Annotated in this window: 22 protein-coding genes; 10 read left to right on the forward strand and 12 right to left on the reverse strand. The window is 70.9% G+C overall.

Features of this window, described 5'->3' with window-relative positions:
* Nucleotides 1-2: 2 nt before the first annotated feature.
* Complete coding sequence (locus ACFO0C_RS38135; RefSeq protein WP_378071657.1) at nucleotides 3-1,157, reverse strand: acyl-CoA dehydrogenase family protein; 1,155 nt, start codon at nucleotides 1,155-1,157, stop codon at nucleotides 3-5.
* A 228-nt stretch (nucleotides 1,158-1,385) separates the two neighbouring features.
* Between ACFO0C_RS38135 and ACFO0C_RS38140 the strand changes: the two genes are divergently transcribed.
* Nucleotides 1,386-6,512 carry an SCO7613 C-terminal domain-containing membrane protein gene (locus ACFO0C_RS38140; RefSeq protein ID WP_378071658.1) on the forward strand — a complete coding sequence of 1,709 codons (5,127 nt, stop codon included), beginning with the start codon at nucleotides 1,386-1,388 and terminating at the stop codon, nucleotides 6,510-6,512.
* 1 nt (nucleotide 6,513) lies between these two features.
* Here the strand turns inward: ACFO0C_RS38140 and purE are convergent, their stop codons facing one another.
* On the reverse strand, nucleotides 6,514-7,011 hold the full coding sequence (purE, locus tag ACFO0C_RS38145) for a 5-(carboxyamino)imidazole ribonucleotide mutase (RefSeq protein ID WP_093618589.1): 498 nt from the start codon (nucleotides 7,009-7,011) through the stop codon (nucleotides 6,514-6,516).
* Complete coding sequence (locus ACFO0C_RS38150; protein ID WP_378071659.1) at nucleotides 7,012-8,154, reverse strand: 5-(carboxyamino)imidazole ribonucleotide synthase; 1,143 nt, start codon at nucleotides 8,152-8,154, stop codon at nucleotides 7,012-7,014. It abuts the gene before it with no gap.
* Between the two features lie 245 nt (nucleotides 8,155-8,399).
* Here ACFO0C_RS38150 and ACFO0C_RS38155 point away from each other — a divergent pair, with 245 nt between their 5' ends.
* The gene (locus tag ACFO0C_RS38155) at nucleotides 8,400-8,897 is read left to right on the forward strand and encodes a Uma2 family endonuclease (protein WP_378071707.1); all 498 of its coding nucleotides are present in this window, start codon (nucleotides 8,400-8,402) and stop codon (nucleotides 8,895-8,897) included.
* Nucleotides 8,898-8,899: 2 nt separating this feature from the next.
* Here the strand turns inward: ACFO0C_RS38155 and ACFO0C_RS38160 are convergent, their stop codons facing one another.
* The 4 genes from ACFO0C_RS38160 to mca all read right to left on the reverse strand — a co-directional run bounded on the left by ACFO0C_RS38160 (nucleotide 8,900) and on the right by mca (nucleotide 14,900).
* Nucleotides 8,900-10,879, reverse strand: a complete 1,980-nt coding sequence (locus tag ACFO0C_RS38160) for a thioredoxin domain-containing protein (RefSeq protein ID WP_378071660.1) — start codon at nucleotides 10,877-10,879, stop codon at nucleotides 8,900-8,902.
* 9 nt (nucleotides 10,880-10,888) lie between these two features.
* On the reverse strand, nucleotides 10,889-13,417 hold the full coding sequence (locus ACFO0C_RS38165) for an EAL domain-containing protein (RefSeq protein WP_378071661.1): 2,529 nt from the start codon (nucleotides 13,415-13,417) through the stop codon (nucleotides 10,889-10,891).
* 231 nt (nucleotides 13,418-13,648) lie between these two features.
* Nucleotides 13,649-13,939, reverse strand: coding sequence for a hypothetical protein (locus ACFO0C_RS38170; RefSeq protein WP_378071708.1), 291 nt, complete (start codon nucleotides 13,937-13,939; stop codon nucleotides 13,649-13,651).
* 79 nt (nucleotides 13,940-14,018) lie between these two features.
* Nucleotides 14,019-14,900 carry a mycothiol conjugate amidase Mca gene (gene mca, locus ACFO0C_RS38175; RefSeq protein WP_378071662.1) on the reverse strand — a complete coding sequence of 294 codons (882 nt, stop codon included), beginning with the start codon at nucleotides 14,898-14,900 and terminating at the stop codon, nucleotides 14,019-14,021.
* A gap of 116 nt (nucleotides 14,901-15,016) precedes the next feature.
* Here mca and ACFO0C_RS38180 point away from each other — a divergent pair, with 116 nt between their 5' ends.
* Both ACFO0C_RS38180 and greA read left to right on the forward strand, forming a co-directional pair.
* Entirely contained in the window at nucleotides 15,017-15,436 is a 420-nt protein-coding gene (locus tag ACFO0C_RS38180) for a DUF4307 domain-containing protein (protein WP_378071663.1), read from the forward strand.
* A gap of 107 nt (nucleotides 15,437-15,543) precedes the next feature.
* Nucleotides 15,544-16,077, forward strand: a complete 534-nt coding sequence (gene greA / locus ACFO0C_RS38185; protein WP_378071664.1) for a transcription elongation factor GreA — start codon at nucleotides 15,544-15,546, stop codon at nucleotides 16,075-16,077.
* Between the two features lie 63 nt (nucleotides 16,078-16,140).
* Here the strand turns inward: greA and ilvA are convergent, their stop codons facing one another.
* The 3 genes from ilvA to ACFO0C_RS38200 form a co-directional block, all read right to left on the reverse strand.
* Nucleotides 16,141-17,388, reverse strand: coding sequence for a threonine ammonia-lyase (gene ilvA, locus ACFO0C_RS38190; protein ID WP_378071665.1), 1,248 nt, complete (start codon nucleotides 17,386-17,388; stop codon nucleotides 16,141-16,143).
* A 79-nt stretch (nucleotides 17,389-17,467) separates the two neighbouring features.
* Nucleotides 17,468-18,826: an amidase gene (locus ACFO0C_RS38195; protein WP_378071666.1), complete on the reverse strand. Its 1,359-nt coding sequence runs from the start codon at nucleotides 18,824-18,826 to the stop codon at nucleotides 17,468-17,470.
* 28 nt (nucleotides 18,827-18,854) lie between these two features.
* Nucleotides 18,855-20,006, reverse strand: a complete 1,152-nt coding sequence (locus tag ACFO0C_RS38200; RefSeq protein WP_378071667.1) for a cystathionine gamma-synthase — start codon at nucleotides 20,004-20,006, stop codon at nucleotides 18,855-18,857.
* 24 nt (nucleotides 20,007-20,030) lie between these two features.
* On the opposite strand from ACFO0C_RS38200, the gene ACFO0C_RS38205 reads away from it, so the two are divergent.
* Together ACFO0C_RS38205 and msrA are read left to right on the forward strand one after the other, a co-directional pair.
* A complete protein-coding gene (locus ACFO0C_RS38205; RefSeq protein WP_378071668.1) occupies nucleotides 20,031-20,477 on the forward strand; it encodes an HIT family protein in 447 nt (148 codons plus the stop codon).
* 2 nt (nucleotides 20,478-20,479) lie between these two features.
* Nucleotides 20,480-21,142, forward strand: a complete 663-nt coding sequence (gene msrA, locus ACFO0C_RS38210; RefSeq protein ID WP_378071669.1) for a peptide-methionine (S)-S-oxide reductase MsrA — start codon at nucleotides 20,480-20,482, stop codon at nucleotides 21,140-21,142.
* An 84-nt stretch (nucleotides 21,143-21,226) separates the two neighbouring features.
* On the opposite strand, the gene ACFO0C_RS38215 is transcribed toward msrA, so the two are convergent.
* Nucleotides 21,227-21,796, reverse strand: coding sequence for a hypothetical protein (locus ACFO0C_RS38215; RefSeq protein ID WP_378071670.1), 570 nt, complete (start codon nucleotides 21,794-21,796; stop codon nucleotides 21,227-21,229).
* Between the two features lie 204 nt (nucleotides 21,797-22,000).
* Between ACFO0C_RS38215 and ACFO0C_RS38220 the strand changes: the two genes are divergently transcribed.
* A complete protein-coding gene (locus ACFO0C_RS38220; RefSeq protein WP_378071671.1) occupies nucleotides 22,001-22,474 on the forward strand; it encodes an aromatic ring-opening dioxygenase LigA in 474 nt (157 codons plus the stop codon).
* A 159-nt stretch (nucleotides 22,475-22,633) separates the two neighbouring features.
* Nucleotides 22,634-22,963: a hypothetical protein gene (locus ACFO0C_RS38225; protein WP_378071672.1), complete on the forward strand. Its 330-nt coding sequence runs from the start codon at nucleotides 22,634-22,636 to the stop codon at nucleotides 22,961-22,963.
* A gap of 9 nt (nucleotides 22,964-22,972) precedes the next feature.
* On the opposite strand, the gene ACFO0C_RS38230 is transcribed toward ACFO0C_RS38225, so the two are convergent.
* Nucleotides 22,973-23,152: a hypothetical protein gene (locus ACFO0C_RS38230; protein ID WP_378071673.1), complete on the reverse strand. Its 180-nt coding sequence runs from the start codon at nucleotides 23,150-23,152 to the stop codon at nucleotides 22,973-22,975.
* Nucleotides 23,153-23,241: 89 nt separating this feature from the next.
* On the opposite strand from ACFO0C_RS38230, the gene ACFO0C_RS38235 reads away from it, so the two are divergent.
* Entirely contained in the window at nucleotides 23,242-24,675 is a 1,434-nt protein-coding gene (locus ACFO0C_RS38235) for a CYTH and CHAD domain-containing protein (protein WP_378071674.1), read from the forward strand.
* A 45-nt stretch (nucleotides 24,676-24,720) separates the two neighbouring features.
* On the forward strand, nucleotides 24,721-25,662 hold the full coding sequence (ppk2, locus tag ACFO0C_RS38240) for a polyphosphate kinase 2 (protein WP_378071675.1): 942 nt from the start codon (nucleotides 24,721-24,723) through the stop codon (nucleotides 25,660-25,662).
* The last annotated feature ends 132 nt before the right edge of the window (nucleotides 25,663-25,794 follow it).

The following is a 25,794-nucleotide window of genomic DNA, read 5'->3' on the forward strand; positions in this document are numbered from 1 at the left end:
GCTCAGTCCTTCAGGAGCTGGCGCGCCATGACGATGCGCTGCACCTGGTTCGTACCCTCGTAGATCTGGGTGATCTTGGCGTCTCGCATCATCCGCTCGACCGGGTAGTCGCGGGTGTAGCCGTAACCGCCGAGGATCTGGACCGCGTCGGTGGTGATCTCCATGGCCACGTCGGAGGCGAAGCACTTCGCCGCGGCGCCGAAGTAGGTCAGGTCGGCGTCACCGCGCTCGCTCTTGCCGGCCGCCGCGTAGGTGAGCTGACGGGCCGCCTCCAGCTTCATGCCCATGTCGGCGAGCATGAACTGCAGGCCCTGGAAGTCGGCGATCGCCTTGCCGAACTGCTTGCGCTCCTTCGCGTACCCCAGGGCGAAGTCGAGCGCGCCCTGCGCGATGCCGATGGCCTGCGCGGCGATGGTGACCCGGGTGTGGTCGAGGGTCTTCATGGCGGTGGCGAAGCCGGTGCCCTCGTCGCCGATCATCCGGTCGGCGGGGATGCGCACGTTGTCGAAGTAGACCTCACGGGTCGGGGAGCCCTTGATGCCGAGCTTCTTCTCCGGGGCGCCGAAGCTGACACCCGCGTCCGACTTCTCCACGACGAAGGCGGAGATGCCACGGGACCGCGCGGACGGGTCGGTGACCGCGAAGACGGTGTAGTACTCCGAGACGCCGGCGTTGGTGATCCAGCGCTTCACGCCGTTGAGCACCCAGTGGTCGCCGTCGCGGACGGCCTTGGTGGTCATCGAGGCGGCGTCGGAGCCGGCCTCCGGCTCGGAGAGGCAGTAGGAGAACATGCCCTCGCCGGCGGCGACCTTGCTCAGATACTTCTGCTTGAGCTCTTCGGAGGCCGCGATGATCAGCGGCATCGTGCCGAGCTTGTTGACCGCCGGGATCAGCGACGACGAGGCGCAGGCCCGGGCCACCTCCTCGATCACGATCGCGGTGGCGAGAGCGTCGGCGCCGGCACCGCCGTACTCCACCGGGATGTGCGGGGCGTGGAAGTCCGAGGATCGCAGGGCGTCATACGACGCCTTGGGGAACTCACCCGTCTCGTCAGCCTCGGCGGCGTGCGGGGCGACCCGCGCGTCACAGACCTCGCGCACGGCGGCGCGGATCGTCTCGTGGTCCTCCGGAAGCCGGTAGACGTCGAAATCAGCCATGCCCTTAACCATCCTTAAGGTCGTCCCGGGGCAATGTTACCGGTGCGTAGCGTGGGCTGGGCAACAGTCCTGAGTGTGCCGAATATCGCGGCCTGACCAGGGCTCCCGGGGAAACCGCCGGGTTCGGGGCCGTTTCCACAGATCTCCACCCGCTTGAGACTGTTCTAATGAGGTGCCGGAAAGGCATGCTCTAACTACAGACAGCGGCCGGACGGTCGAGGAGGTCCTGTGGCGCAGGCTGACGAGCCCGATCACGTTGACGAACAACTGGCTCGCATCGACGCCTCCATATCCGACCTGAAGATTCGCGACATGCAGGCCGCCGCCGAGCGGACCAAGATCGCGAGCAAGCTCCAGGCCGCGTTGTTCCAGCGTGACATCCTCGCGCACGCACAGAAGCAGCAGCGGACGAAGGGGGCGAAGGCCCGCCGGACCTCCGGAGCCCGGCGCAAGCCGGTCGACTACCCACCACCACCGCAGCCGGGCGAGCCCGCCCCGGTCCAGGCCGACGAGACCGCTCCGCCGCGCCGGCCGGGCCCGCCGCCGGACTGGGCCGAGCCCGGCACCACGCACACCGGCCCGCCCGGGGTCGCCACCGACGGCGTGGCCGTGCTCGTCGACGATCCACCACCGACCGAGCGTCCCGAGCCGCCGAAGACGCCACCGCAGGCTAGGCCGAAACCACCGCCGCGCCGCCCGCCGCTGGCCACCATGGAGCACCCGCCCGAGGCGTCCACCCAGTCGGTGCAAAACATTCTGCTGGTCCTGGGCGCGCTGCTGCTCGGAGTGGCGGCCGTCGTCTTCGCCTCCGTGGCGGACTCCCAGTTCTCCCGGGCGCTGATCCTGGCGCTGTCCACCGGGATCGCCCTGTCGGTGGCGCCGGGCGTGGCCAAGCGCGGCCTGACCTCGACCGGCGAGGCGATCGCCGCGATCGGCCTGATCCTGCTCCCGATGACGCTGTACGCGTTGCACGACAGCCCGCTGACCGGTGCGAACGTGCCGACAGCGCTCTATCTCGGCATCACGTTCGCGATCACCGCGGTGGCCGCGTTCCTCTACGCCGGTGCCACGCGACTGGCCGCTCCGCGGTACGCGACGGTGATCGCCACGCAGCCGGTCGCGCCGCTCCTGGCGTACCCCATGATCCAGAGCCCGGCCGGCTGGGGCCTCGCGCTGACCGCCGTGGCCCTCCTCGACCTGCTGCTCCTGACCCGGGTGATCCGGGCCGGGCGGCTCGTGCCGCGCTGGCCGCTGGGGCGGCCGGTGGCCGCCGACCGTGAGTCGCTCGCCGACGCCGACACCGTTCGCGACGGCGACCCGGCCGACCCCTCGACGTACGCCGCGGACGCCCCGCCCCGCCCGGAGTCCCGCCAGGAGGAGCCGGACCTGATCATCTCCGGCTTCAACCGGCCGCGTCGCCGCTGGCTGCCGACCCGGATCTTCCCCGGGCCGCGGCCGGAGGGCGCACCGCCCGCCGGTTCGATGCCGCTGGCACCGCCGGCCGTCCCGCCGTCCGCCGACTGGCTGCGGGAGCTGACGTTCGCGCTGCTCTGCATCGCGTCCGCGGGCGCGCTGCTCTACTCGTCGGTGGCGCTGCTCCAGGCGCAGGTGCTGGGTGACGCGTTGCGCTCGGGTGTGGTCCTGATCGCCGCCGCGCTCACCGCCGTGGCCGCCGCCCGCCTGCTGCGGCAGCCGACGGCGATCAACGTGGCCGGCGCCGTCCTCACCCTCGCGGTGATCGGCACGATGGCCCGGATCGCCGGTGTCGTGGCGCCGAACTGGAGCGTGGTGGCCGCCGCCGCGACCGTCGCCGTCGCCGGCGCGTTGATCGGCATGCTGCCCGAGACGGTGCGGCGCGGCCCGCAGTACGCGTCGACCGGCGCACTGGTCCTGCTCGGCCTGGTCGTCGGGGTCGACGTGCTGCGCGCCGCGATCGCCCCGGTCGCCGCCGCCCGCCCGATCTGGGACGCGGACACCGCGGCGTACGCGCAGCGGCTCGCCGAGGCGGTCGGCCCGTCGGGCTGGCTGCTGGCGTTCAGCGCCCTGCTCATGACGATCGCCGCGGCCCTGGCACTGCCCACCTCGATCCGGCACGAGGGCGCGGTGATCGGCATCGCGCTGACCGCGCTGTCCGTGCCCGCTTCGCTGGGTCTGCCCTGGTCGGAGGCGCCGTGGCCGCTGGTTCTGGCGTCGATCGGCCTGGGCGCCGCCGGTCTGTGGGCGAACACGCTGCGGACCGCGGCGACGCACGTGGCCGCGGCCGGTGTGGTCGGCCTGTTCGGCGCGTGTGCCGCGCTGAGCGCCTCGTGGCTGACCGCGGCCGTGCTGACGGCGCTGGCCGGGGCCGGGGTGATGGTTGCCATCGCGGCCCGGCAGATCCCGGTCCGGCTGTTCGCCTGGGTGATCGGCGACTGGGCGTCCGGTGCCGCCGCGCTGGCGATCCCGGGTGCCGCGGTGACCGCCGCGCTGGCCGTCTCCGACCCGGGTGGCGGCCCGCCGCCGAACGCCGGTTCGACGGTTCCGGCGCTGGCCGCCGGGTTCCTCGCGGTCGCCGCCACGCTGAGCTACGCCGCCGTGTTCCAGGTGGCCCGCCGGGAGATCAGCCTGCCGATGACCGTCGGCACGGGGCTGGGCGCGGTCGCGATGGCGCTGGCCGCGCTCTTCGCCCCGGGCGCCACGGCGCCCGACATCTGGGTGGGCGCGTTACTGCTCGGCGCGGCCCTCCTGCTGTTCTTCGCCAAATCGATCGACAACCGGGGGCGTACGGACCGGGTGCTCGACGGCCCGGACATCGCCGCCGCGGCCGCCACCGTGGCGATCTGCGGCGCCCTGGCCCGGGTCGCCGCCCTCGCCTTCCCGGACGCGCCACTCGCCGTCGCCGGTGTGATGGTGCTGCTGGTCGGCATGGGCGTCACCATCCTGCCGGACGAGTGGCGGCCCGGCCCGGCCCGTGGCCTCGGGGTCGCCGCCCTGGTGGTCGGCGCGATCGCCGGCTGGCAAGCCCTGGTCAGCGGGCTGAAGGTGCTGTCGCTGCCGGGCCCGCTGTGGGACGCCGATCTCACCGCCTACCCGGCCGCCGCTCCGCCGGGGGCCTGGCAGGCTCCGTTCGCCCTGGTCGCGATCGCGATCACGGCCGCGATCGCGATGCCGAAACCGTGGTCCCCCTACGCCTCCGGGCTGGCCGCCGCGCTGGCCACGGTCGGTACGCCGTACGCGTTCGGCATGCCCTGGTGGTCGCCGCTGCTCGTGGGCACGGCGGTCGCGGTGGCCTTCGCACTGGCCGCGGTCGCCGCGTCCGACGCGCACTCGGCCCGGGCCCGTACCGGTGTCGCCGCCGCGGTGCTGCTGCACGCCGTCTCGGCCGGTCTGGCCCGGCCCTGGTCGACGGCGCTGGCACTGCTGGCGGTCGTGCTGCTCGGCGTGCTGGTCGCGGCCGCCGCCCGGATCCCGGTGAAGGCGCCGCCGACCTCGTTCGAGGACACCGCCGAGATGGACGAGGTGCCGGATCGCGCGCCGGAGCGGGTGCTGCCGGAACACCGGGCGCAGATCGGCGGCGCGGCCACCGGCTCGGTGCTGCTGGCGCTGCCCGGTTTCCTGGCCGCGCTCGCCGCCGCCCAGGGCAACGGCATCGAGGTGATCCTGACCGCCGCGCTGGCCGGTTCGACGCTGGGCCTGGCGATTCTGGCCGCGCTCGGCCGTTACCTGCCGCACTACCTGCCGTGGGCGACCATCGGCGTGGTGCTGGGCGCCACGGTGACCGCGGTGGCCTGCATCCCGACCGACTATCCGACGGCTCTCTACGCCGCCGCGGCCGCCCTGGTCGGGGTGCTCGCCGAGATGCTGCGCGGTGCGGTCCCGCCGCCACCGTCGCCGATTCCCCGGATCGCGCCGTTCGACGACAGTCCGGCGGCCAGCCGTTACATGCGCATGCACCGGTCCGGCTGGGGTTCCCGCTGGCTCGCCGACCCGGCCGCGGGTGCCGTGATGCTGGCTCTCCTGCCGACCGTGCTGGCACTGTTCTCGCTGGCCCCGGCTCTGCGGGCGGCGCTGGTCGACCCGCTGGGCCAGTTGCGGGCGATCTGGGAGGGCCCGATCCCGGCGCTGACCGACCCGGCCGCCGGCACCGTCGACGGCACCAGCGCCCTGGCCGCGGTGCTGCTCACCGGTGCCGCAGCGCTCGCCGCCGTCGGTTTCGGCGGCAAGGTGTCCGAGGCGGTTCCGGTGATCCTGCCCGGTCTCGCGCTCACCCTGCTGATCACCCCGATCGCCATGCACGCCGGTTTCCCGGCGGCCACCGGGGCGGCGCTGGTGGTCTTCACCATCTCGATGCTGGGGCTGGCGCTCACCCCGCCACCGGTCGCGCACCGGGCGCCGCTGCTGCGTACCACTCGTGGGGTGGTCTTCGTGATCGGCCTGCTGGCCGGGGGTGCGGGGCTGGCCGGCAGTCTGGCGCTGGAGTCGCTGACCGTGTTCACCCTGGGCAGCGCGGTCGGGGTCGGGCTGGTCGCGGCGCTCGCCGGGCGCAGTCAGTCGGCCCGTCTGCTGGGCTGGCTGTTCGCCGCGGTGATGGGCCAGATGTTCGTGATGGCGGTGGCGATCTCGGCCGGTCTGGAGCGGCACTGGGCGGCGTTCGGTGTGCTCGCGGTCGGTGCCGGGCTGCTGTCGCTGGAGGCGGCACTGCCCCGGCTCGGGCTGCCGCAGTACCGGGCCGAGGCGATCACCGTCGAGTGGAGTGGGTACGCGTCGGCAGCTGTCGCCGGGGTGCTGGCCCTCTACTCTCCCGCCCATCTGGCGGCGCTGCTCGCGGCGTGGGGTGCGGTGCTGGGTCTGACGGCGTCACGGCCGGACCGTACGGCGAGTCAGCGGCGCACCCTGTTCTGGGTGGCGGTCGGGTTCGAGATCGCCGGGTGGTGGCTGTTCATCTCACTGAACGAGGTGGGGCTGCCGGAGGCGTACACGTTGCCGTTCGCGGCCCTGGCGCTGGCGGTCGGCATCGTGGAGGCACATCACCGGCCCGACCTGAGCAGCTGGGCGGCGTACGGTCCGGCGCTGCTGGCCGCGTTCGTGCCGACGATGGGCATCGTGATCGCCGGTAACGGCGGTGACCTGCGGGCGGTGCTCCTGCTGCTCGGGGCGGTGGCGACGCTGATCATCGGCTCGCGCACCCGCCAGCAGGCGCCGGTGGTGGTCGGCACGGTGGCCACGGTGGTCGCGGCACTGGCGTTCGCGTTCACCGTCGGCGGCCCGTGGCTGATGCTGATCCCGGTCGGTGTGGTCCTGCTGTTCCTGGGAGCGTCGAGCGAGAATCGCCGGCGCACCCAGGAGTTCCGCGAGGTGCTGTCGAAGATGCGGTGAGTCAGCCCATCAGGCGGTCGCGCAGCGCCGCGTCCTTCTCGGCGACCAGCTTCTCGAGGCCGGCCTGGAAATCCACCATCCGCTGGCGGATCTCCGGGTGCGAGGCCCCGAGGATGCGGACCGCGAGCAGGCCGGCGTTACGCGCACCGCCGATCGACACGGTCGCCACCGGCACACCGGCCGGCATCTGCACGATCGACAGCAGCGAGTCCATCCCGTCCAGGTGTTTGAGCGGCACCGGGACGCCGATGACCGGCAGCGGGGTCAGCGCCGCCACCATGCCCGGCAGGTGCGCCGCACCGCCGGCCCCGGCGATGATCGCCCGGATGCCCCGGTCGGCCGCCGACTCCGCGTAGTCCACCATCTTCTTCACGGTCCGGTGCGCGGAGACGACACCGACCTCGAACGGGATGTCGAACTCGGCGAGCGCCACGGCGGCCGCCTCCATGGTCGGCCAGTCCGAGTCGCTGCCCATGATGATGCCGACGACGGGATTCATCTACACACCCTCCTGAAGCCACTTCGCGGCGCGAACCGCCCGCGCGCGCACCTCGGTGAGATCGTCGCCGAGCACCGTCACATGACCGATCTTGCGGCCCGGCCTGACCTGCTTGCCGTAGAGGTGCACCCGCGCGCCCGGATCGCTGGCGAACAGGTGGTGCAGCCGCTCGTCGATGGAGATGCCGCCGGGCTCGCCACCCAGCACGTTGGCCATCACCACGAACGGGGCGGTCAGTGCGGTCGAACCCATCGGATAGTCCAGAACCGCCCGCAGATGCTGCTCGAACTGCGACGTCCGGGCACCCTCGATCGTCCAGTGACCGGAGTTGTGCGGGCGCATCGCCAGCTCGTTGACCACGATGCCGGCGTCGGTCTCGAACAGCTCGACGGCGAGCAGGCCGACCACGCCGAGTGACGTCGCCAGGTCGATGGCGAGCTGCTGAGCCTCCAGCGCACGCTCCTCGGACAGGCCCGGCGCGGGCGCGATCACCTCGACACAGATGCCGTCACGCTGCACCGTCTCCACCACCGGATAGGCCGCGACCTGCCCGAACGGGGACCGGGCGACCAGGGCGGCGAGCTCGCGCCGCAGCGGCACCTTCTCCTCGACGATCAGCGAGATGCCGGTCGACACGAGATCGTCGGCGGCCTCGCGGGAGCCGACCATCCAGACGCCACGACCGTCATAACCCCCGCGGGTCGCCTTGGCCACCACCGGCCAGGACCCGCCGGCGAACGTCTCGATCTCCTCGGCCGAGGAGATCCGCGCCCAGCGCGGGACCGGGGCTCCCAGGGAGGCCAGCCGCTCCCGCATCATGCCCTTGTCCTGGGCGAAGACCAGCGCCTTCGACCCCGGGAAGATCTTCACCCCCTCGGCCTCGAGCGCCTCGATGTGCTCGGTCGGCACATGCTCGTGGTCGAAGGTGACGGCGTCGCACCCTTTCGCGAACTCACGCAGAGCAGCGAGATCGGTGTGCGTGCCGATCGGCACATCGGCCGCGACCAGCGCGGCACTGTCGTCGGGCTTCTCACTGAGCACACGCAGTGACTGGCCGAGAGAAATGGCGGCCTGATGGGTCATACGGGCCAGCTGCCCGCCTCCCACCATGCCGACTACAGGCAGACCGGTTCGGGTATCCATCGCCAGGCCAGCCTAGCGACGCCGCAGATCAACCCCCAAATCGCGGTGGTACGGCCACCCGTCCCCCCACCGCACCACCCCGCCCCCGGCCTCCGGCCGCTACCGCCGTCAGCGGGGCCGTCCACCGGAATTCACCCGTCCACGACCCGGTGACAGTCCTTGCCCACGATTACCATTGCGATATGAGCGCAGAGGCAATCGGCAGGCTGATGCCTACCACCATCACGCTCGACGACCTCGCCGCCATGAACGAGGCCGACAATCACGGACGCCGTTACGAGACCAGCACTCAGGGAGTCCTCTCCGTAGTTCCGCCCCCCGACGGTAAGCACGCAAAACTCGCCACCCGTCTGATGTCATGGCTACTGAGGGCCGGTTGGCCCGATGATCAGATCCTGCAGGTCCCGGGTATCCGGATTCCCGGATCCGTCGGTCACGCAGGGCGGATTCCGGACTTGACCGTCTGGTCACACGAGCCGGGTGACGCGGTCTGGCTCGATCTCGACGGCCTGCTCCTGATCATCGAGATCATCTCGCCCGGCTCCGAGGCGACGGACAAGTTCACCAAGGTCAACGAGTATGCGGGCGCCGGTATCCCGCTGTACTGGACGGTGGCACGCGACACCGCGAACACGGTGACGATGTACCGGCTGGTCAACGGCGCGTATCAGGTCACGGCCGAGAAGCCGCTCCGCTGGCTGCTCCAGTCGGACCCGCACGACCACCTGCCGATGGAGCACTGAGCTCACCCCTTGAGGCGGGCGACCAGGTCGGCCGTGGTGGTGACCGGCCGCTCGCAGACGAAACCGCGGCAGACGTAGGCGGTCGCGGCACCGTCGGTCAGTGGACGGCCGGCCAGCAGCGGGACACCCGGCTGGTCCGGGGCGCCGACGACGATCACCGAACCGCCCGGCGCATGACGGAGAGCGGCCTCGACCAGCGGATCCTCCGGGTCGTTGGTGGCCACCGCGATCTCCAGGGGACCGGCCAGCGCGGCCTCGGCGACCGCTGCGGCATAGCCGGCGAACCGCGGGTGGCCCTCGATCAGCGGCCCGAGCGTGGCCAGTGCCGCATCGGCCGCCTCCCGGTAGGACGTCTCACCGGTCAGCGCCGCATAGGTGACAAGGGCCGCGCAGATCGCCGACGCACCCGACGGGGTGGCGTTGTCGGTCGGGTCGGCCGGGCGGGTGAGCAGCTTCTCCGCGTCGTCGGCGGTGTCGTAGAACCCGCCCTGCCCGTTGCCGAACCGGGCCAGCGCCACGTCGAGCAGCTGCCGGGCCAAGTCCAGCCAGCGTGACTCCGTGGTCAGCTGGTGCACGGCGAGGAAAGCCTCGGCGACGCAGCCGTAGTCCTCCAGCACGCCGGCCGGCGCCCCGACGACACCGTCGCGGGAGACCCGGCGCAGGCGGCCGTCGACGATGTGCCGGTCGGCCAGCACCCCGGCCAGCGCGATCGCCGCCGCCCGGGACTCCGCCGACGGGTGCTCGGCCAGCGCGGTGACGGCCAGCCCGTTCCAGGAGGCGACCACCTTGTCGTCGCGGGCCGGCTGCGGCCGCTCGTCGCGGGCCACGAGCAGCCGCCGCCGGACGTCACGCCAGCGCTCCACCAGCGCCGGGTCGGCCGCGTCGATGTCGCGGGCCAGCACCAGCACGCTCTTCCCGTGCTCGAACGTGCCCCGCGTCGTCACCCGGAACAGGTCGGCGGCCCACGTGCCGTCCTCCTCGCCGAGCGCCCCGATCAGCTCCGCCGGCGTCCACGCGTAGGTCAACCCCTCGACCCCGTCGGTGTCGGCGTCCAGCGCCGACGCCAGGCCGCCCTGCGGGGTACCGAGGTCGCGGAGCAGGAACGCGGCCGTCTCGTCGGCGATCCGGCGCGCGAAGACGTCACCGGTGATCCGCCACAACCGCGTGTACGCCCGGAGCAGCAGCGCATTGTCATACAGCATCTTCTCGAAGTGCGGCACGGTCCACGTGGCGTCCACCGCATACCGCGCGAACCCACCGGCCAGCTGGTCGTAGATGCCGCCCCGGCCCATCTGCTCGGCGGCGTGACGCACCATCTCCAGTGCCTCGGCCGACCCGGTCCGCTCGTGGTGACGCAGCAGGAACAACAGGTTCATGTGTGGGGGGAACTTGGGGGCGGAGCCGAATCCCCCGTACATCTGATCGTGCTCCTTGGAAAGGCCGGAGGCCGACGCGGCGAGCAGCTCCGCGGAGATCGGGGCCGTCGGACCCCCGACGAGCTGAGCGCCACCCACCGCCTGGACCACCGCGGCGCCCTGCTGGATCACATCCTCCCGCTGGTCGCGCCAGGCCGTCCCGACCGAGCTGATCAGGCGGGCGAACTGGTCTTTCGGGAAGTAGGTGCCGCAGAAGAACGGATCACCGGAGGGCGTGGCGAAGATCGTCATCGGCCAGCCGCCCTGCCCGGTCATCGCCTGCGTGGCGGTCATGTAGACGGCGTCGACGTCGGGCCGCTCCTCACGATCCACCTTGATCGCCACGAAGCCCGCGTTGAGCCGGGCCGCGATCGCCTCGTCCTCGAAGGACTCGTGCGCCATGACATGGCACCAGTGGCAGGCCGCGTAGCCGACCGAGATGAGCACCGGCACGTCCCGCCGCCGCGCCTCGGCGAACGCCTCCTCCGACCACTGCCACCAGTCGACGGGATTGTCCTTGTGCTGCAGGAGGTAGGGCGAGGTCGCCCGGGCGAGACGGTTGGCCATGCCTCAAGGTTAGGCGGTGCCGTCGGCTCTGAGCTGCGTGACATTCCCCGGAGCGGACGCGGGCGCGGAACGGGCCAGCTGGGTCAGCGCCTGCACGATCTTGTCGGCCGGCATCGGCTTGCAGAAGTGGTAACCCTGCGCCGACGGGCAGCCCAGCGCGATCAGGGCGGCCCGCTGCTCGATCGTCTCGATGCCCTCGGCGACGACCCGGACGCCCAGGCGGACACCGAGTTCGACGGCGGCGCGGACGACAGCGCCGGCCGCGGCCGAGTCGATCATCTCGTCCACGAACGAGCGGTCGATCTTGATCTCGTCGACCGGCATCCGGGTGACCGAGGAGAGCGAGGAGAACCCAGTGCCGAAATCGTCGAGGGACACCTGCACGCCGGATGTCCGCAGCCGGGCCAGCACCTCGTCGACGATCTCCTGCTCGCTGACCGCCACCGACTCGGTGATCTCCAGAACCAGCCGGGACGCCGGAGTACGGTGCCGGCGCAACGCCTCGGTGACCTGCGCCGGGAAGGTCGGGTCGGTGAGGCTGCGCGCCGACACGTTCACCGACACGGGCACGTCGATGCCGGCCGCGGTCCAGTCCGCCGCCGAGGCGAGGGCCAGGTCGAGGACCCGCCGGGTGAACGGGATGAGCAGCTCGCTGCGCTCGACGGCGGGCAGGAACTCGGCCGGCGACAGGTAGCCACGTCGCGGGTGCCGCCAGCGGACCAGCGCCTCCACCCCGGTCGGCGCGGCGGTCACCAGGTCCACGGCGGGCTGCAGGTGCAGCAGGATCTGGTCGTCGGCGGCGAACGCGTCCTGCAGATCGGCGAGCAGAGCCAGCTGGTCGGTGCTGCTGGCGTCCTGCCCGCTGTCGTAGGTGCCGACGGTGACGCCCAGCTCCTTGGCCCGGTCGACGGCGATCGACGCACGGCGCAGCAGCTCGGCCACCTCGGCCTCGCCGGCCGTGGCCACCGCCACGCCGACGGTCACCTCGACGGACAACCGGACACCGGCCACCTCGACCGGCAGCCGCAGCTGCTCGACCAGCTCCCGGGCACGGCGCAGGGCGGCCGGCAGCGGGCTGGGCCGGCTCCTCTGCCATGCCGAGTCGGTCAGCGTCGTCACCGTCAGGAGCAGCGCGAACTCGTCGTCACCGATCCGCGCGACGAGCTCACCGGGCCGGGTCAGGGCGGCGAGCCGTCCACCGGCCAGGCGAAGCACCTCGTCGCCGCCGCCGTGCCCGAGCGTGCTGTTGATCTGGCGGAACCCGACGATGTCGAGCAGCAGCAGAGCCACCTGGCGATCCCGGTCGAGCGACCGGAGCAGCGGGTCGCCCTCGCCGGCCAGCGCGACCCGGTTGGTCAGGCCGGTCAGCGGGTCGTGCAGCCGGTCGTGGACGGCCCGCGCGTCGAGTTCGTTGATCCGCTGGTGGGCGGCCGCGTCGTGCAGGGCCCCGGCCAGGGCCTCGCCGAACGCCGCGATCGCCGCCTCGTCGCGCGGCCCGGGCAGCCCGGCGTCGCCGAGCCAGACGGTGAGCTCACCGAGCGACCGCCCGGCGACGACCATGGTGCGGGTGACAGCCGGACCGGACCGGGTGGCGGCCAGGCCCTCCAGGCCGGGCCCGTCCTGGGCGTAGCGCCGCGGGCCGTGCCCGGTGTGCAGCTCCAGCTCGGCCCGGCTGGCGCCGAAGACCTCGAGGGCGCCCCGCAGACCGGCCCGGGCCACCTCGGCCTCGCTGGCGCCGGGCAGCCGGGCGGTGGCGGCCGCGAACGCCTCCCACATCCGGCGTTCCTCGGCGGCGCGCAGGTGGAAGCGGTAGGTGCGGTGCAGCAGCCAGAGGACCGGGCCGAAGGCGAGCAGCCAGAGCGGCTCCCGGATCAGCGCGTAGACGGCGAGGACGCCGACGATCACGTTGCCGATCGACATGGGCAGCTTGACGTAGAGGACGCGGGCCGCGATCTGGCCGGGCTCGGCGTCGCGGTGCAGCATCAGGGTCAGCACGACCAGGCCGAACGTGATGAGCAGGTAGGTGCCGGCGCCGGCCGCCAGGGCCAGCGGGAGCCGGGCGCTGTGTATCGGGACGTCACCGGCGAGCAGCGAGGTGACCAGGACGGCGCCGGCCACACCGAGGGTCATCGAGGCGACCAGGTGCACTATCTCGGCGACGTTGCGCAGACCGGTGAGCCAGGCGAGCAGCAGCCAGGCGGCACCGGTGCCGGCCAGGGTCGCGGCGGGCAGCCAGCCGGCCGGGGCGACGACGAAACCGACGACGACGGCCGCCTCGGCCCAGCTGACCGAGACCGCGTCCGGGCCGAGCCGGAAGCGGAGGCCGGCGAGCTGGGCGATGGCGGAGAGAACGGCGGCCACGCAGACGCCGGTGATCGGTGACAGCGGCCGGCCGTCGGCGACCGCAACGGGCTGCAGGGCGCCGAGGAGGACAGCCGCGGCGGCCGCGACCACGACGACGGCGGTGAGGATGCGCACCGGACGGGGCCGGCCCACGGCACCGGCCGCGGTCGTCAGGGAATCACGGACGGCTTTCACGGCGACATCCGCGCACGCACGCCACGATGCACGTGCAGATCGGTTACGGAGAGTTTGCGCCGGACAAGTGGCATGTCGGCGCCCCCTTCCGCGCAGGGTCCCGGGGCCGTGCGGCCCCCGGCGGAAGGCTAAATCAATCCTGATGAACGCAACAGGGCTTGACGGGGTCGAGAGGGACACACTCGCCACGCGGCGGGCGAAAATACGCACCGCGGCGGAACGGCCCGATGATCAGGCGCGCTCCGCCTCACCGCGCGCGCCGGGAGCACCCGGCTCGTCGCGCACGCCCGCCACCTCGGCATCCTTCACCTGCGCGGGAGCAGCCGATCGACCGGTCTCGACCTCGTCGGCGGGCACGGCGCCGGAGCGGTGGGCCACACCCTCGTCGTGGGCGATCTCTGACACACGATCCCGCTCCGACGCAACAGGAAAACTGTCGGGAAGCCGACGGATGCGCTTGTTCATGTTGCGGATCAACAGAACCGTCGCCACGCACATGAGGACGATGAGGAACAACCCCATCGGGCCGGCCAGGCCGCCCGATCGGGTGTCGCCGAAGTTGTTGACCGCTACTACGAAGTCCACGCCGCCAGAGTACTGCTCAGTGCGCGTCGACCTTCTCCCGGATGCCCGCGAACAGGTCGGACTCCGGAACCGGGCTGTCCACGAGTGACCGCGCGAGCTCGAAATCCTCGGTGGGCCACACCTTCTGCTGCATCTCCAGCGGGATGTGGAACCAGAACCCGTCCGGGTCGACCTGAGTCGCATGGGCCCGCAGCGCGTCGTCACGGACCCCGAAATACTCTCCGCACTCGACCCGGGTGGTGATCTTGTCGCCCCGGTCGTCGCGGTCCGCCCACTTCTCCAGCCACTCCGCATACGGCGACTCGAGTCCCGCCGCCAGCATGCCCTCGTGCAGCGCCAGCATCCGCGCCCGGGTCCAGCCGGAGTTGTAATACAGCTTCGACGGCTGCCACGGCTCGCCCAGCTCCGGGTAGAGCTCGGGGTCACCGGCCTTCTCGAAGGCGACGACCGACACCTTGTGGCACATGATGTGGTCGGGGTGCGGGTAACCGCCGTTCTCGTCGTAGGTCGTCATGACGTGCGGCCGGAACTCACGGATCAGCTTGATCAGCGGTTTCGCCGCCTCCTCCGGGTCCTGGAGGCCGAAACAGCCCTCCGGCAGCGGGGGCAGCGGGTCGCCCTCGGGCAGCCCGGAGTCGACGAAACCGAGCCATGCCTGCTCGACGCCGAGGATCTCGCGCGCCCGGTCCATCTCGGCGCGGCGGATGTTGGTGATGTCGGCGAGCACCTCGGGCCGGTCCATCTTGGGGTTGAGGACGCTGCCCCGCTCCCCACCGGTACAGGTCGCCACCAGCACCTGGACACCCTCGGCGACATATTTCGCCATGGTGGCGGCGCCCTTGCTCGACTCGTCGTCGGGGTGCGCGTGCACGGTCATGAGACGCAATTGCTCGGCCACGGTTGTTGAGATCCTCTCGACCAGGCCTGCCGTCGGCGGGCCGGGATCGGCTGCGAAGATGGAACCCTGCCATTCTGGCCGATCCCCCCGACAACAAACGCACGAGAGGTCGTCAGGTGAGCGAGACGCACGCCACAGCTCCGGTCTTCCCGCCCGGCCGGTACGGTCGGCGTCGTGAGGGCGGGCGGCGTCGTCTGCTCCCGATCGTGGCCACCGTGATCTTCGGTGTCGGGCTCGCCGGCCTGACCTATGCCTACTACGACAAGTTCGGCGAGACCGACTACACCGCCGACATCGTCGGGTGGAAAATTCCGTCCGACACCGAGATGGTGGTCGAGTTCCGGGTCCGGGTGCCCGAGGGCGGCGCCGCGATGTGCATGGTGCGGGCCCGCGACTACGACGGTTTCGAGGTCGGCCGCCAGGCGGTCACGGTCCCTGCCGGCGAGGGCGGGGGCTCGGTCGAGGTCAGCCAACCGGTCAAGACCGAGGGCAGGGCCTCGGTGGGCGACGTGATGGGCTGCCGCGCCGCGGACTGAGCGCCGCCCCGTCGGGATCCGACAGCATTTCACCTTCCGGGCGGCCCGCATACCGCTGGTAAGCTTGGTAATTCGCTGCGTTCAGCATGGCGTCTTTCCAGGGCGCCATGTTTCGACCATGCCCCGTTCCAGCAAGGAGATCGACCGTGTCCAGTTCCGAGGCGCCGAAGACCTGGCTCTCCCAGGACGCTCACGACCGGCTGCAGGCCGAGCTCGACGAGTTGATCGCCAACCGGCCGGCGATAGCGGCGGAGATCAACGCGCGGCGCGAGGAAGGCGACCTCCGGGAGAACGGCGGCTACCACGCGGCGCGTGAGGAGCAGAGCCGCCAGGAGGGCCGGATCCTGTACTTGAAGGAGTTCCTGCGCAACTCCGAGGTCGGCGAGATCAAGGCCGCCGACTCGGTGGGCCCCGGCTCGGTCGTGACGATCTACTTCGACGACGACCAGAAGGACACCGAGACGTTCCTGCTCGGCTCCCGGGAGATCGCGTCCACCACCAAGCTCAAGGTCTACAGCCCGGAGTCGGCGCTGGGCCAGGCGATCCTCGGCTCCCGCCCCGGCCAGACGGTCACCTACGCGGCCCCGAGCGGCGCGGACATCAAGGTCACCGTGGTCGAGTTCGGCCCCTTCGAGGGCTGATTCCCCAGCTCACGAGCGAGCCCGCGGCATCTCGCCGCGGGCTCGCCGCATTGACTGAGCGACTCAGGGAGTCGTGTCGGCCAGCAGCGCGACCCGGTAACCGGCGTCCCGCAGCGCCTTGATCAGCGCCGACGAGTGGGCCGGCCCGCGCGTCTCCACCGACAGCGCCACCTCGACCTCGCCGAAACTCAGGCGCGGGCTCTGCCGCGAGTGGTTCACGTCGACGATGTTCGCCCGCTGAGCGGCGATCTCCCGCAGCAGCCGGGCCAGCTCACCCGGCCGGTCCGAGCAGCGCACCGCCAGCCGCAGGAAACGGCCGGCCGACGCCAGCCCGTGCTCGATCACCCGCAGCAGCAGCATCGGGTCGATGTTGCCGCCGGACAGGATCGCCACCACCGGTCCCGCAGCCGGCACGTAGGCGCCGGTCAGCAGTGCCGCGGCGGCTGCCGCTCCGGCCGGCTCCACCACCGTCTTGTGTCGCTCCAGCAGGACCAGCAGCGCCGCCGACAGGTCCTCGTCGTTGACCGTGACGACCTCGTCGACAAGCTTCGCGACGTGCGCGAACGTCAGATCACCGGGCCGCAGGACGGCGATGCCGTCGGCGATCGTCGCGCACGACTCCAGCTTGCGCGGCGCACCGGCGGCGAGCGACGGAGGATACGCAGCCGCACCGCTCGCCTGCACCCCGACGATCCGGATGTCCGGCCGCAGCGCTTTGGCCGCCACCGCCAGACCGGAGATCAGCCCGCCGCCGCCGACGGCGGTCACGATGGTCGCCGCCTCCGGGCACTGGGCCAGGATCTCCAGCGCGACGGTGCCCTGCCCGGCGATCACGTCCGGGTGGTCGAAGGGATGGATCAAAACCGCCCCGGTCGTACGAGCGAAGTCGCTCGCCGCCTCCAGCGCGTCGTCCACGCTGGTCCCGGCGTACTCGACGGCCGCGCCGTACCCCTTGGTGGCGGAGACCTTGGGCAGTGGCGCGCCCTCCGGCATGAAGACCGTGGCCCGCGCGCCGAGCAGGCCGGCCGCGAGCGCCACCCCCTGCGCGTGGTTGCCGGCGCTCGCCGCCACCACACCGCGGGCACGCTCGGCGACCGACAGGCGGGAGATCCGGGTGTACGCCCCGCGCACCTTGTACGACCCGGCGCGCTGCTGGTTCTCGCACTTCAGCCAGACCGGCACCCCGGTGATCTCGCTGAGCGGCCGCGACGGGATCAGCGGCGTCTCCTTGACCACCCCCGCCAGCAGGTCGCGGGCGGCCTCGACATCGGCGAGGGCGAGCAGGTCGAGCGGGGAATCGGCACCGGTCATGGACACCAATCGTGCCATCGACGCGTCAGACCGTGGTCAACCGGTATGCCCTCGTCCGCGAGGTCGTCGGTGCGGACGGTCATACCAGGGCGTGCCGCTGCCAGGGATTGGCGACCTCGAATTGACCGGCCACCGAGAGCAGCAGAAGCTCCGAGCCGGGCGGGCCGATGAGCTGGATCGCGAGCGGCAGGCCGTCCGGGCGGAAGCCGACCGGCACGACGATCGCGGGCAGCCCGGCGTAGTTCCAGGGTGCCGCGTAGGGCGCGTAGGACGCGTTCGCCCACATGTTCTTGCGCCACGGCGACGCCGAGTACTGCACGGCGGGCGGCGGTGCGGTCGCGAGCGCCGGGGTGAGCAGCAGGTCGACCGACTTGTCGGCGAAGAACTGGGTGGACCGCTCCCGCCACGCGTCGCGCTGGCGCTGCCGGACCAGGCCGGCCCGCATCATCGTCCTGCCGAGGGCGATGTGCCGCCGGGTCCGCGGCTGCAGCCGGTCGACCGGCAGGCCCTCCGAGTTCACATACGCCCCGGCGAACCACGTCGCGAGCACGCCCAGGGCCACGCTCGTCGGATAGACCGGGTCGGCCGTGACCGTGTCGTGCCCGACGTCGACGAGCAGTTTCGACGCCTTCGTGACGGCCGAGACGTTCGCCTCGTCCGGTTTCACCCCGGCCGCCGGCGACCGCAACGAGACACCGATCCGCAGTTTCGCCGGCTCGGTCAGTTTGGCCGGCGCCTGACCGGCGAGCACCGAGAAACCCAGCACGGCGTCGGCCACCGTGGTGGTGAGCACGCCGTTCTCCACCAGGCCGAACCAGTCCTTGTCCCCGAAGTCGACCGGGACCACACCACGGCCCGGCTTGAGCCCGACCAGGCCGCAGCACGCGGCCGGGATCCGGATCGAGCCGAGTCCGTCGTTTCCCTGCGCGATCGGCACCAGGCCGGCCGCCACCGCCGCGGCCGAGCCACCGGACGAGCCGCCCGGGGTCCTCTCCAGGTCCCACGGGTTGCGGGTGGGACCGTCCTCGTCGTCGGTGACGGCCCACAGGCCCATCTCCGGCATCCGGGTCACCCCGACCACGACGGCGCCGGCTCCGCGCAACCTCCGGACCACTTCGTGGTCCACTTCGGCGACCTCGGGGGTACGCGCGGCGGCCGAGCCGTGCCACGTGGGCAGTCCCGCCACCGCGGTGTTCTCCTTGACCGCCACCGGCACACCGGCGAGCGGCAGGTTCGCCAGGTCCTCCTGGTCGTCGACCTTCTCCGCCTCGGCGATCGCCTCGCCGCCGCGGACCACCCGGAACGCGCCGAGCGCCGGGTCGGAGATGGCGATCTGTTCCAGATGGTCGGCCACGACCTGGGTGGCGCTCGCGTCTCCGCGGCGCACCGCACGCGAGATCTGTTTGGCGGTGGCGCCCACCCAGGTCGTCGAGTCCATCGCTCAGTTTCTCCAGCGTCCGGGTCTGTTATCCGAGAGCCTGCTCGAGATCGGCGAGCAGATCGTCAACGGTTTCGATGCCGACAGACAGTCGCACGAGATCGGCGGGAACTTCAAGCGCTGAGCCCGCAGCCGACAGATGTGTCATCTGACCCGGGTGCTCGATCAGCGATTCGACACCACCGAGCGACTCGGCGAGCACGAAGAGCTTCGCCTTGTTGCAGATCGCGATCGCCGCGTCCGGGCCGCCCGCCGCACGGAACGACACCATGCCGCCGAACCGGCTCATCTGCTTCGCCGCGACCTCGTGACCGGGGTGGGTGTCCAGACCCGGGTAGAGCACGCTCGCCACGGCCGGGTGCTCGCGGAGGTACCCGACGATGCGCTCGGCGTTGTCACAGTGCCGGTCCATCCGTACACCCAGGGTCTTGATCCCCCGGAGAGTCAGCCACGCGTCGAAGGGACCGTTGACGCCGCCCATCGCGTTCTGGTGGAAGGCGAGCTCGTCGCCGAGCCCGGCGTCCGCGGTGATCAGCGCGCCGCCGACGACGTCGGAGTGGCCGCCCAGGTACTTCGTGGTGGAGTGGATCACCACGTCGGCACCGAGGGTGATCGGCTGCTGGAGGTACGGCGAGGCGAACGTGTTGTCCACCGCCAGCATCGCGTCGTACTCGTGGGCGAGGCCTGCCAGCTGCGCGATGTCGTTCACGTTGAGCAGCGGGTTGGTCGGCGTCTCGGACCAGATCAGGCGGGTGTGCCCGGGGCGGAAGGCGGCCCGCACCGCGTCGATGTCGTCCAGCGGGGCGGCCGTCCAGTCCAGGCCCCAGCGCTCGGCGACCTTGCTGAACAGGCGGAACGTGCCGCCGTACGCGTCGTTCGGGATGACCACGTGGTCGCCGGGCCGGCACACCGTACGCAGAAGGGTGTCCTCGGCCGCCAGGCCGCTGGCGAAGGCCAGCCCCCGCCGTCCGCCCTCGATCGCCGCGAGGCACTCCTGCAGGGCATCGCGGGTCGGGTTGCCGGAGCGGCTGTACTCGTAGCCCAGGCGAGGGGCGCCGACGGCGTCCTGGGCGTACGTGCTCGTCTGATAGATGGGCGGCACCACCGCGCCGGTCCGCGGGTCCGGCTCCTGGCCGGCGTGGATGGCGAGGGTGTCGAACCCGTAGCTGTTAGCCGTCATGTTGCGCAAGGCTAGTCTCACTGGATGGCGGACTGCGTGTTCTGCGGCATCGTGGCGGGATCGATCCCGGCTTTCACCGTGGCGTCCTCTCCTGCCGGGATCGCCTTCCTCGACATCCGCCCGGTGTTCAAGGGGCACGTCCTGGTGGTCCCACGCCCGCATGTCGTCACGCTGCCGTCGCTGGATCCGGATGCTCTGGGAGACTATTTCCGGTTCGTTCAACTGCTCAGCGCGGCCGTGCCCGCCGCCCTGGACGCCCAGGGCACCTTCGTCGCGATGAACAACGTCGTCTCCCAGTCCGTGCCCCATCTGCACACCCACGTCGTGCCCCGTACCAAGGGTGACGGCCTGCGCGGATTCTTCTGGCCCCGCCGCAAGTACGACGGTGACGACGAGGCCGCCGCGGTCGCCGAGACCATTGGTAAGGAATACCTCCGGCTCAGCGTTGCAGAGAGCGGACGAAGGGAGTGACCGTGTTCCTGCGGTACAAGAAGCTCGACCTGCCCACCGCCGACACCGCTCTGCCCGGCCGCCTGATCTCGATGCCGGTCTCCGACCGCCACGAGGTCCTCGGGACCCCGCTGGAGGGCCCGTGGCCGGCCGGCCACGAGGTCGCCGTCTTCGGGATGGGTTGTTTCTGGGGCGTCGAGCGGATCTTCTGGAAGTTGCCGGGAGTCCACTCCACCTCGGCCGGGTATGCCGGCGGCTTCACCGCCAACCCGACCTACGAGGAGGTCTGCTCCGGCAGCACCGGCCACAACGAGGTCGTGCAGGTGGTCTACGACCCCAGCAGGATCAGCTACGAGCAGCTGCTGAAGGCCTTCTGGGAGAACCACGACCCGACCCAGGGCATGCGCCAGGGCAACGACGTGGGCACCCAGTACCGGTCGGCGATCTACACCACCACCGAGGCCCAGGCCGAGACCGCACGGGCGTCGCTGGCGGCGTTCCAGCCGGTGGTGACCAGGGCCGGCCTCGGCGAGATCACCACCGAGATCAAGCCGTTGACCACGTACTACTACGCGGAGGACTACCACCAGCAGTACCTGGCCCCGACCAAGAACCCCAACGGTTACTGCAACCACGGCCCCAACGGCCTGACCTGCCCGGTCGGTGTCGCCAAGATCGCTGAGTGACAACGAAGGGCCCGATGCCGGATGTACTCCGGAGCGGGGCCTTCGCTCGCGATCGGACCGGCCAGCGCGCCGGGCTTAGCCCTGTCAAGCCGACCGCTTCAGTTCCGTGGCAGGCCGGCCCCTTCCCATCCGGCCCGCTCCGTCCAGACGCCAGAGACCGCTGTCCATCAGATTGGCAAACGACGCGGTGAGAGTCTTGCGTGCGGCATCGGCATCCGCCCGCTTGTCGTAGTAGCTCTTCGCGGGACCCCCCTTGATCCACTGCATTCCGGCCGTATCCATCGCGTCCACCGCGACGGCAAGGCTGAACACCTCGCCGCGGATCGGCTCGGGGACGAGGACCTCCAGGCGCCCTACAGCCGCGAGATAAGAACTCCAGGGAGCCTCGACCTCGCCCATCAGGGCCTGCGGATCGTGCACTTCGCCCTGCTCCAACATCTGCGAAACGCGCCACCAGGCCATGCGGAGTTCCTGCAGGCGCCTCGTCATCTCGGCGAAGGCTTCAAGGCGCAGGTCCATGACGCGCTTGCTCCGGTCGGCTTCGGCGGCGATCCGACCCTGCTGACGCGCACCGAACATCGTCACAACGGTGCCGCTGACCGATCCGAGAGCACCGAACAACCCACCGAGAAGCGCCGCCATTGCTGCATCCATCAGGCAAACTTATCGACGATTGCCCATCGGCACAGCCCCGGCGCCGGCGAGTACGGGATGGACCCTGGCTGCGGAAGGGCCTTGGAGTCCGGGACTTTAGCCTTTATGGCGGCTTCCTCCCCGGTGGGATCTTTGCTGTGTAAAGAAACCGAACGGAACGATCAGCCGGCAACCGGTGATCGGCTCGTATGAGGAGCAGCCGCCATGACCACGCACGCCGTTTCCCCCGCCTCGACCGCGCGCCTCGGTCGGGTCGTCCGCATCCTCGGAATCTTCGTCGCCGCCGCCGGCCTGATCATGACGATCGCCGGCGCCGCCACCTGGTTCACCGTCCAGGGTCAGCTCGCCGACGAGAAGATCACCGTCTCCGAGGACGCCGGCTGGCTCGCCGGCGACGAGATCAACGGGCCGTTCAGCGCCTACCAGGAGGCGCAGGTGATCGAGAAGCACGCGCTGGCGGCGAGCGGCGGTAAGACCTACGCCGAACTCGACAAGGCGGACCCCAAGCGGGAGACCGTGATGAACGGCTCGTTCCTGCGGGCCTCACTGTTCACCTCGGTCGTCTCGTTCGGTGTCGCGACCATGGCCGCGGGGGTCGGTGTCCTGCTCGCGCTCGTCGGCTACGCACTGTTCCTGGTGTCCAGGCAGCTGAGCGCGCTCGGCACCACCGAGGCCTGATCGTTCCCGGAAATTCTTCGCCGCCGCGACGTGACGTCGCGGCGGCGAACTGTTGCGTCAGCGGCAAGTGGGCGCGGAGGATTTCACGCTGACGATCGAAAAAAGTCGACATGTCCGGAAAACCCGCTCAAACTCTAAACGAGCCAGCGGGAGGTGCATGTGAACCCGATCTACCAGCACAACGAGAGCGAGCAGGACGCCTGGGACCTCGCCGAGGCCCTGATGCAGCAGGCCCGCGCGATGATGCGCGAGGCGGAGGTGGCGCTCGACACCTGGCGGACCGGCAAGGAGATGAACCGGCTGCGGTGCGCGCGCCGAGGCATCAGCACCACCGACGCCGAGATCCGCTGGTCCGCGTCCTCCAACGCGAAGAACGCGCTGACCACGAACAACTTCAGCACCGGGCTCGCGACGATGTACTACAACGCCGCGACCGCCAATTACGCCCGCGCGCTTTACCTGATGACCAACGACGAACTGCGCGGCTGACGGCCGGGTCTAGCTCTCCGGCGCCTCGTCGGGCTGGTCCTGGGTGGTCGCCGGCGGCCGGGGCGGGTCGGCCTGGGCGGGCGACGCGGGAACGGCGAGCGCCAGGCCGAGGACGGCCCCGGCACCGATGAGGCGCAGCCCGGCGAGCGAGGCGGCGAGCGTGATCGGGCGGCGTTCGGACTTCTCCATGAGCACTCCTTACTGGCCGGGCCACAACGATGGCAGGCGAACCTGAGACACCGCTGTGCACGGGCCGTCGGGCCAGGCACCATGGACGGGTGGAGATCGCCACCGAGACCGAGCGCAAATACGACGTCCCCGAGACGTTCGAACTTCCTGACCTGGTCGGTGTCGGCGGGATCGCCGGCGTCGACGGCGCCGAGACCCATGATCTCGACGCCACGTACTTCGACACCGAAGACCTCCGCTTGATGAGAAATCGCCGGACTCTTCGGCAGCGCAGCGGTGGCAACGACGCGGGCTGGCATCTCAAGACCCCGGGTGACGGCGAGGGCCGGACCGAGCATCGGCTTCCGGCCCGGGGCGACACGGTTCCGGTCGAGCTGGTCGCCCTGGTCCGGACGATCGTGCGGCGCAGTCCGCTGGGCCCGGTGGCGCGGCTGCGCACGCACCGGGTGGAGACACCTCTGCGTGACGCCGACGGCCGCACGCTCGCCCTGGTGGCGGTGGACCGGGTGACCGCCGAGTCGGACGGCACCGAGACGGTCTGGCAGGAGGTCGAGGTCGAGCTGGTCGACGGCGACGCCGCGGTGCTCGACGAGGTGGAGCGGCGGCTCTTCGAGGCCGGCGCGAGCCATGCCGCGGGCCCGTCGAAGGTGGCCCGGGCGCTGGCGGAACGGCTGGCCTCGGTCAAGGCCGAGGCCAAAACCGACAAGAAATCCAAACCTCAGAAAAACCTCGTCATCCTGTACGCCCGTGAGCAGCGCGACGCCATTCTCGGCCACGACCCGGCCGCCCGCCGTGGCGAGCCTCGCGCCGTACATCAGATGCGGGTCGCCACCCGTCGGCTGCGGAGCACGCTCAAGACGTACAAGAAGGCCTTCGACGAGCAGGCTCTGCGCGACGAGTTGCGTTGGCTGGCCGGGGTGCTGGGCGCGGTCCGAGACCCGCAGGTGCTGGAGGAGAAGCTGCTCGGCCTGGTCGAGGAGGCCGGCCCGGAGTTCGCCCACACGGCGCAACGGGTGCGGGCGCACCTGGAGCACCGGATCGAGACGGGTCGGGCCGAGCTGGCCGAGGCGCTCGAGTCGGACCGCTATCTGGATCTGCTGGACCGCATCGACGAGGTGGTGGACCAGAGTTCGCTGGGGAGTCCCGACCCGGTGCGGCGGGCGCGCAAGGTCCTGGAGAAGGCCGACGAGAAACTGGACGAGGCACTGGCGTCCGGTGTCGAGGAGGAGATCCACGAGTCGCGAAAGGGCTTCAAACAGGCCCGCTACGCCGTCGAGCTGATCGCCCCGGAGCACGGCAAGCCGGCGAAGAACCTGGTGAAGGCGCTGACGAACCTGCAGGACGGGCTGGGCGACTACCAGGATTCGAACATCGCCCGTGGGGTGCTGCGCGAGCTGGGTTCGGACAGTTTCCACTTCGGGGTGCTCTACGGCCGGCAGGAGCAGGTCGGCCGGGAGGCACTGGCCGGGGTTCCGGCACTGGCGAAAGCGGCGCGGCGGCGAAAAGTTCGGCGAGTGTTCTGATCGGGCCGGTTGTGGTCTTGGCCTTCGAGGGTATGAATCGGTGTCATGCAATCCGAGTTCGACCTGGCGACCACCAACCCCTATGACGGGCCGATCGCCGAGCTGTCCGGCTACCGGGTCGTCGACGACGAGGACGACGACCCCCGCCTGCTCGACGCCGACGGCCAGCCGGTGGACACGTGGCGGGAGGATTACCCGTACGAGGAGCGGCTGTCCCGCCCGGAGTACGACCACGACAAGCGCCTGCTCCAGATCGAGCTGCTGAAGCTGCAGAACTGGTGCAAGGACACCGGCGAGCGGCTCCTGATCCTCTTCGAGGGGCGGGACGCGGCCGGCAAGGGCGGCACGATCAAACGGTTCATGGAGCACCTGAACCCGCGGGGTGCCCGGGTGGTCGCGCTGGAGAAACCGAACCAGCGCGAGAGCACCCAGTGGTACTACCAGCGGTACATCAAGCACCTGCCGGCGGCCGGGGAGATCGTGCTCTTCGACCGGTCCTGGTACAACAGGGCCGGTGTCGAGCGGGTGATGGGTTTCTGCGACCGCAAGGAGTACCTGGAGTTCCTGCGGCAGACCCCGGAGCTGGAGCGGATGCTGGTCCGTTCGGGTATCCGCCTGGTCAAGTTCTGGTTCTCGGTGACGCAGGGCGAGCAGCGTACCCGCTTCGTGATCCGCCAGGTCGACCCGGTCCGGCAGTGGAAACTGTCGCCGATGGACCTCAAGTCCCTGGACAAGTGGGACGACTACACCGAGGCGAAAGAGGCGATGTTCTTCTGGACCGACACCGCGGACGCCCCGTGGACGGTGGTGAAGAGCAACGACAAGAAGCGGGCCCGGCTGAACGCGATGCGGCACGTGCTGAACAGGTTCGACTACGCCGGCAAGGACCCGGAGATCGTCGGCCCGCCGGATCCGCAGATCGTCGGCCCCGCGTCACTGGTGGTCGAGAGCACCAGCGACTCCCCGCTGATATTCCCGCGTCTGTAGTGATTCAAATTCGTTGGCGCTCCCTCCGCGTGCTGGATAACGTGGCCGTACACGTGAAGGGAGGTGGTCCGAAGTTGTATAGCACTGGGACTCGTGAGGTGGCTGTCAGCTAGCCGCTGTCCTCGACAGCTT

Source organism: Actinoplanes subglobosus (assembly GCF_042650585.1).
Classification (GTDB): Bacteria; Actinomycetota; Actinomycetes; order Mycobacteriales; family Micromonosporaceae; genus Actinoplanes; species Actinoplanes subglobosus.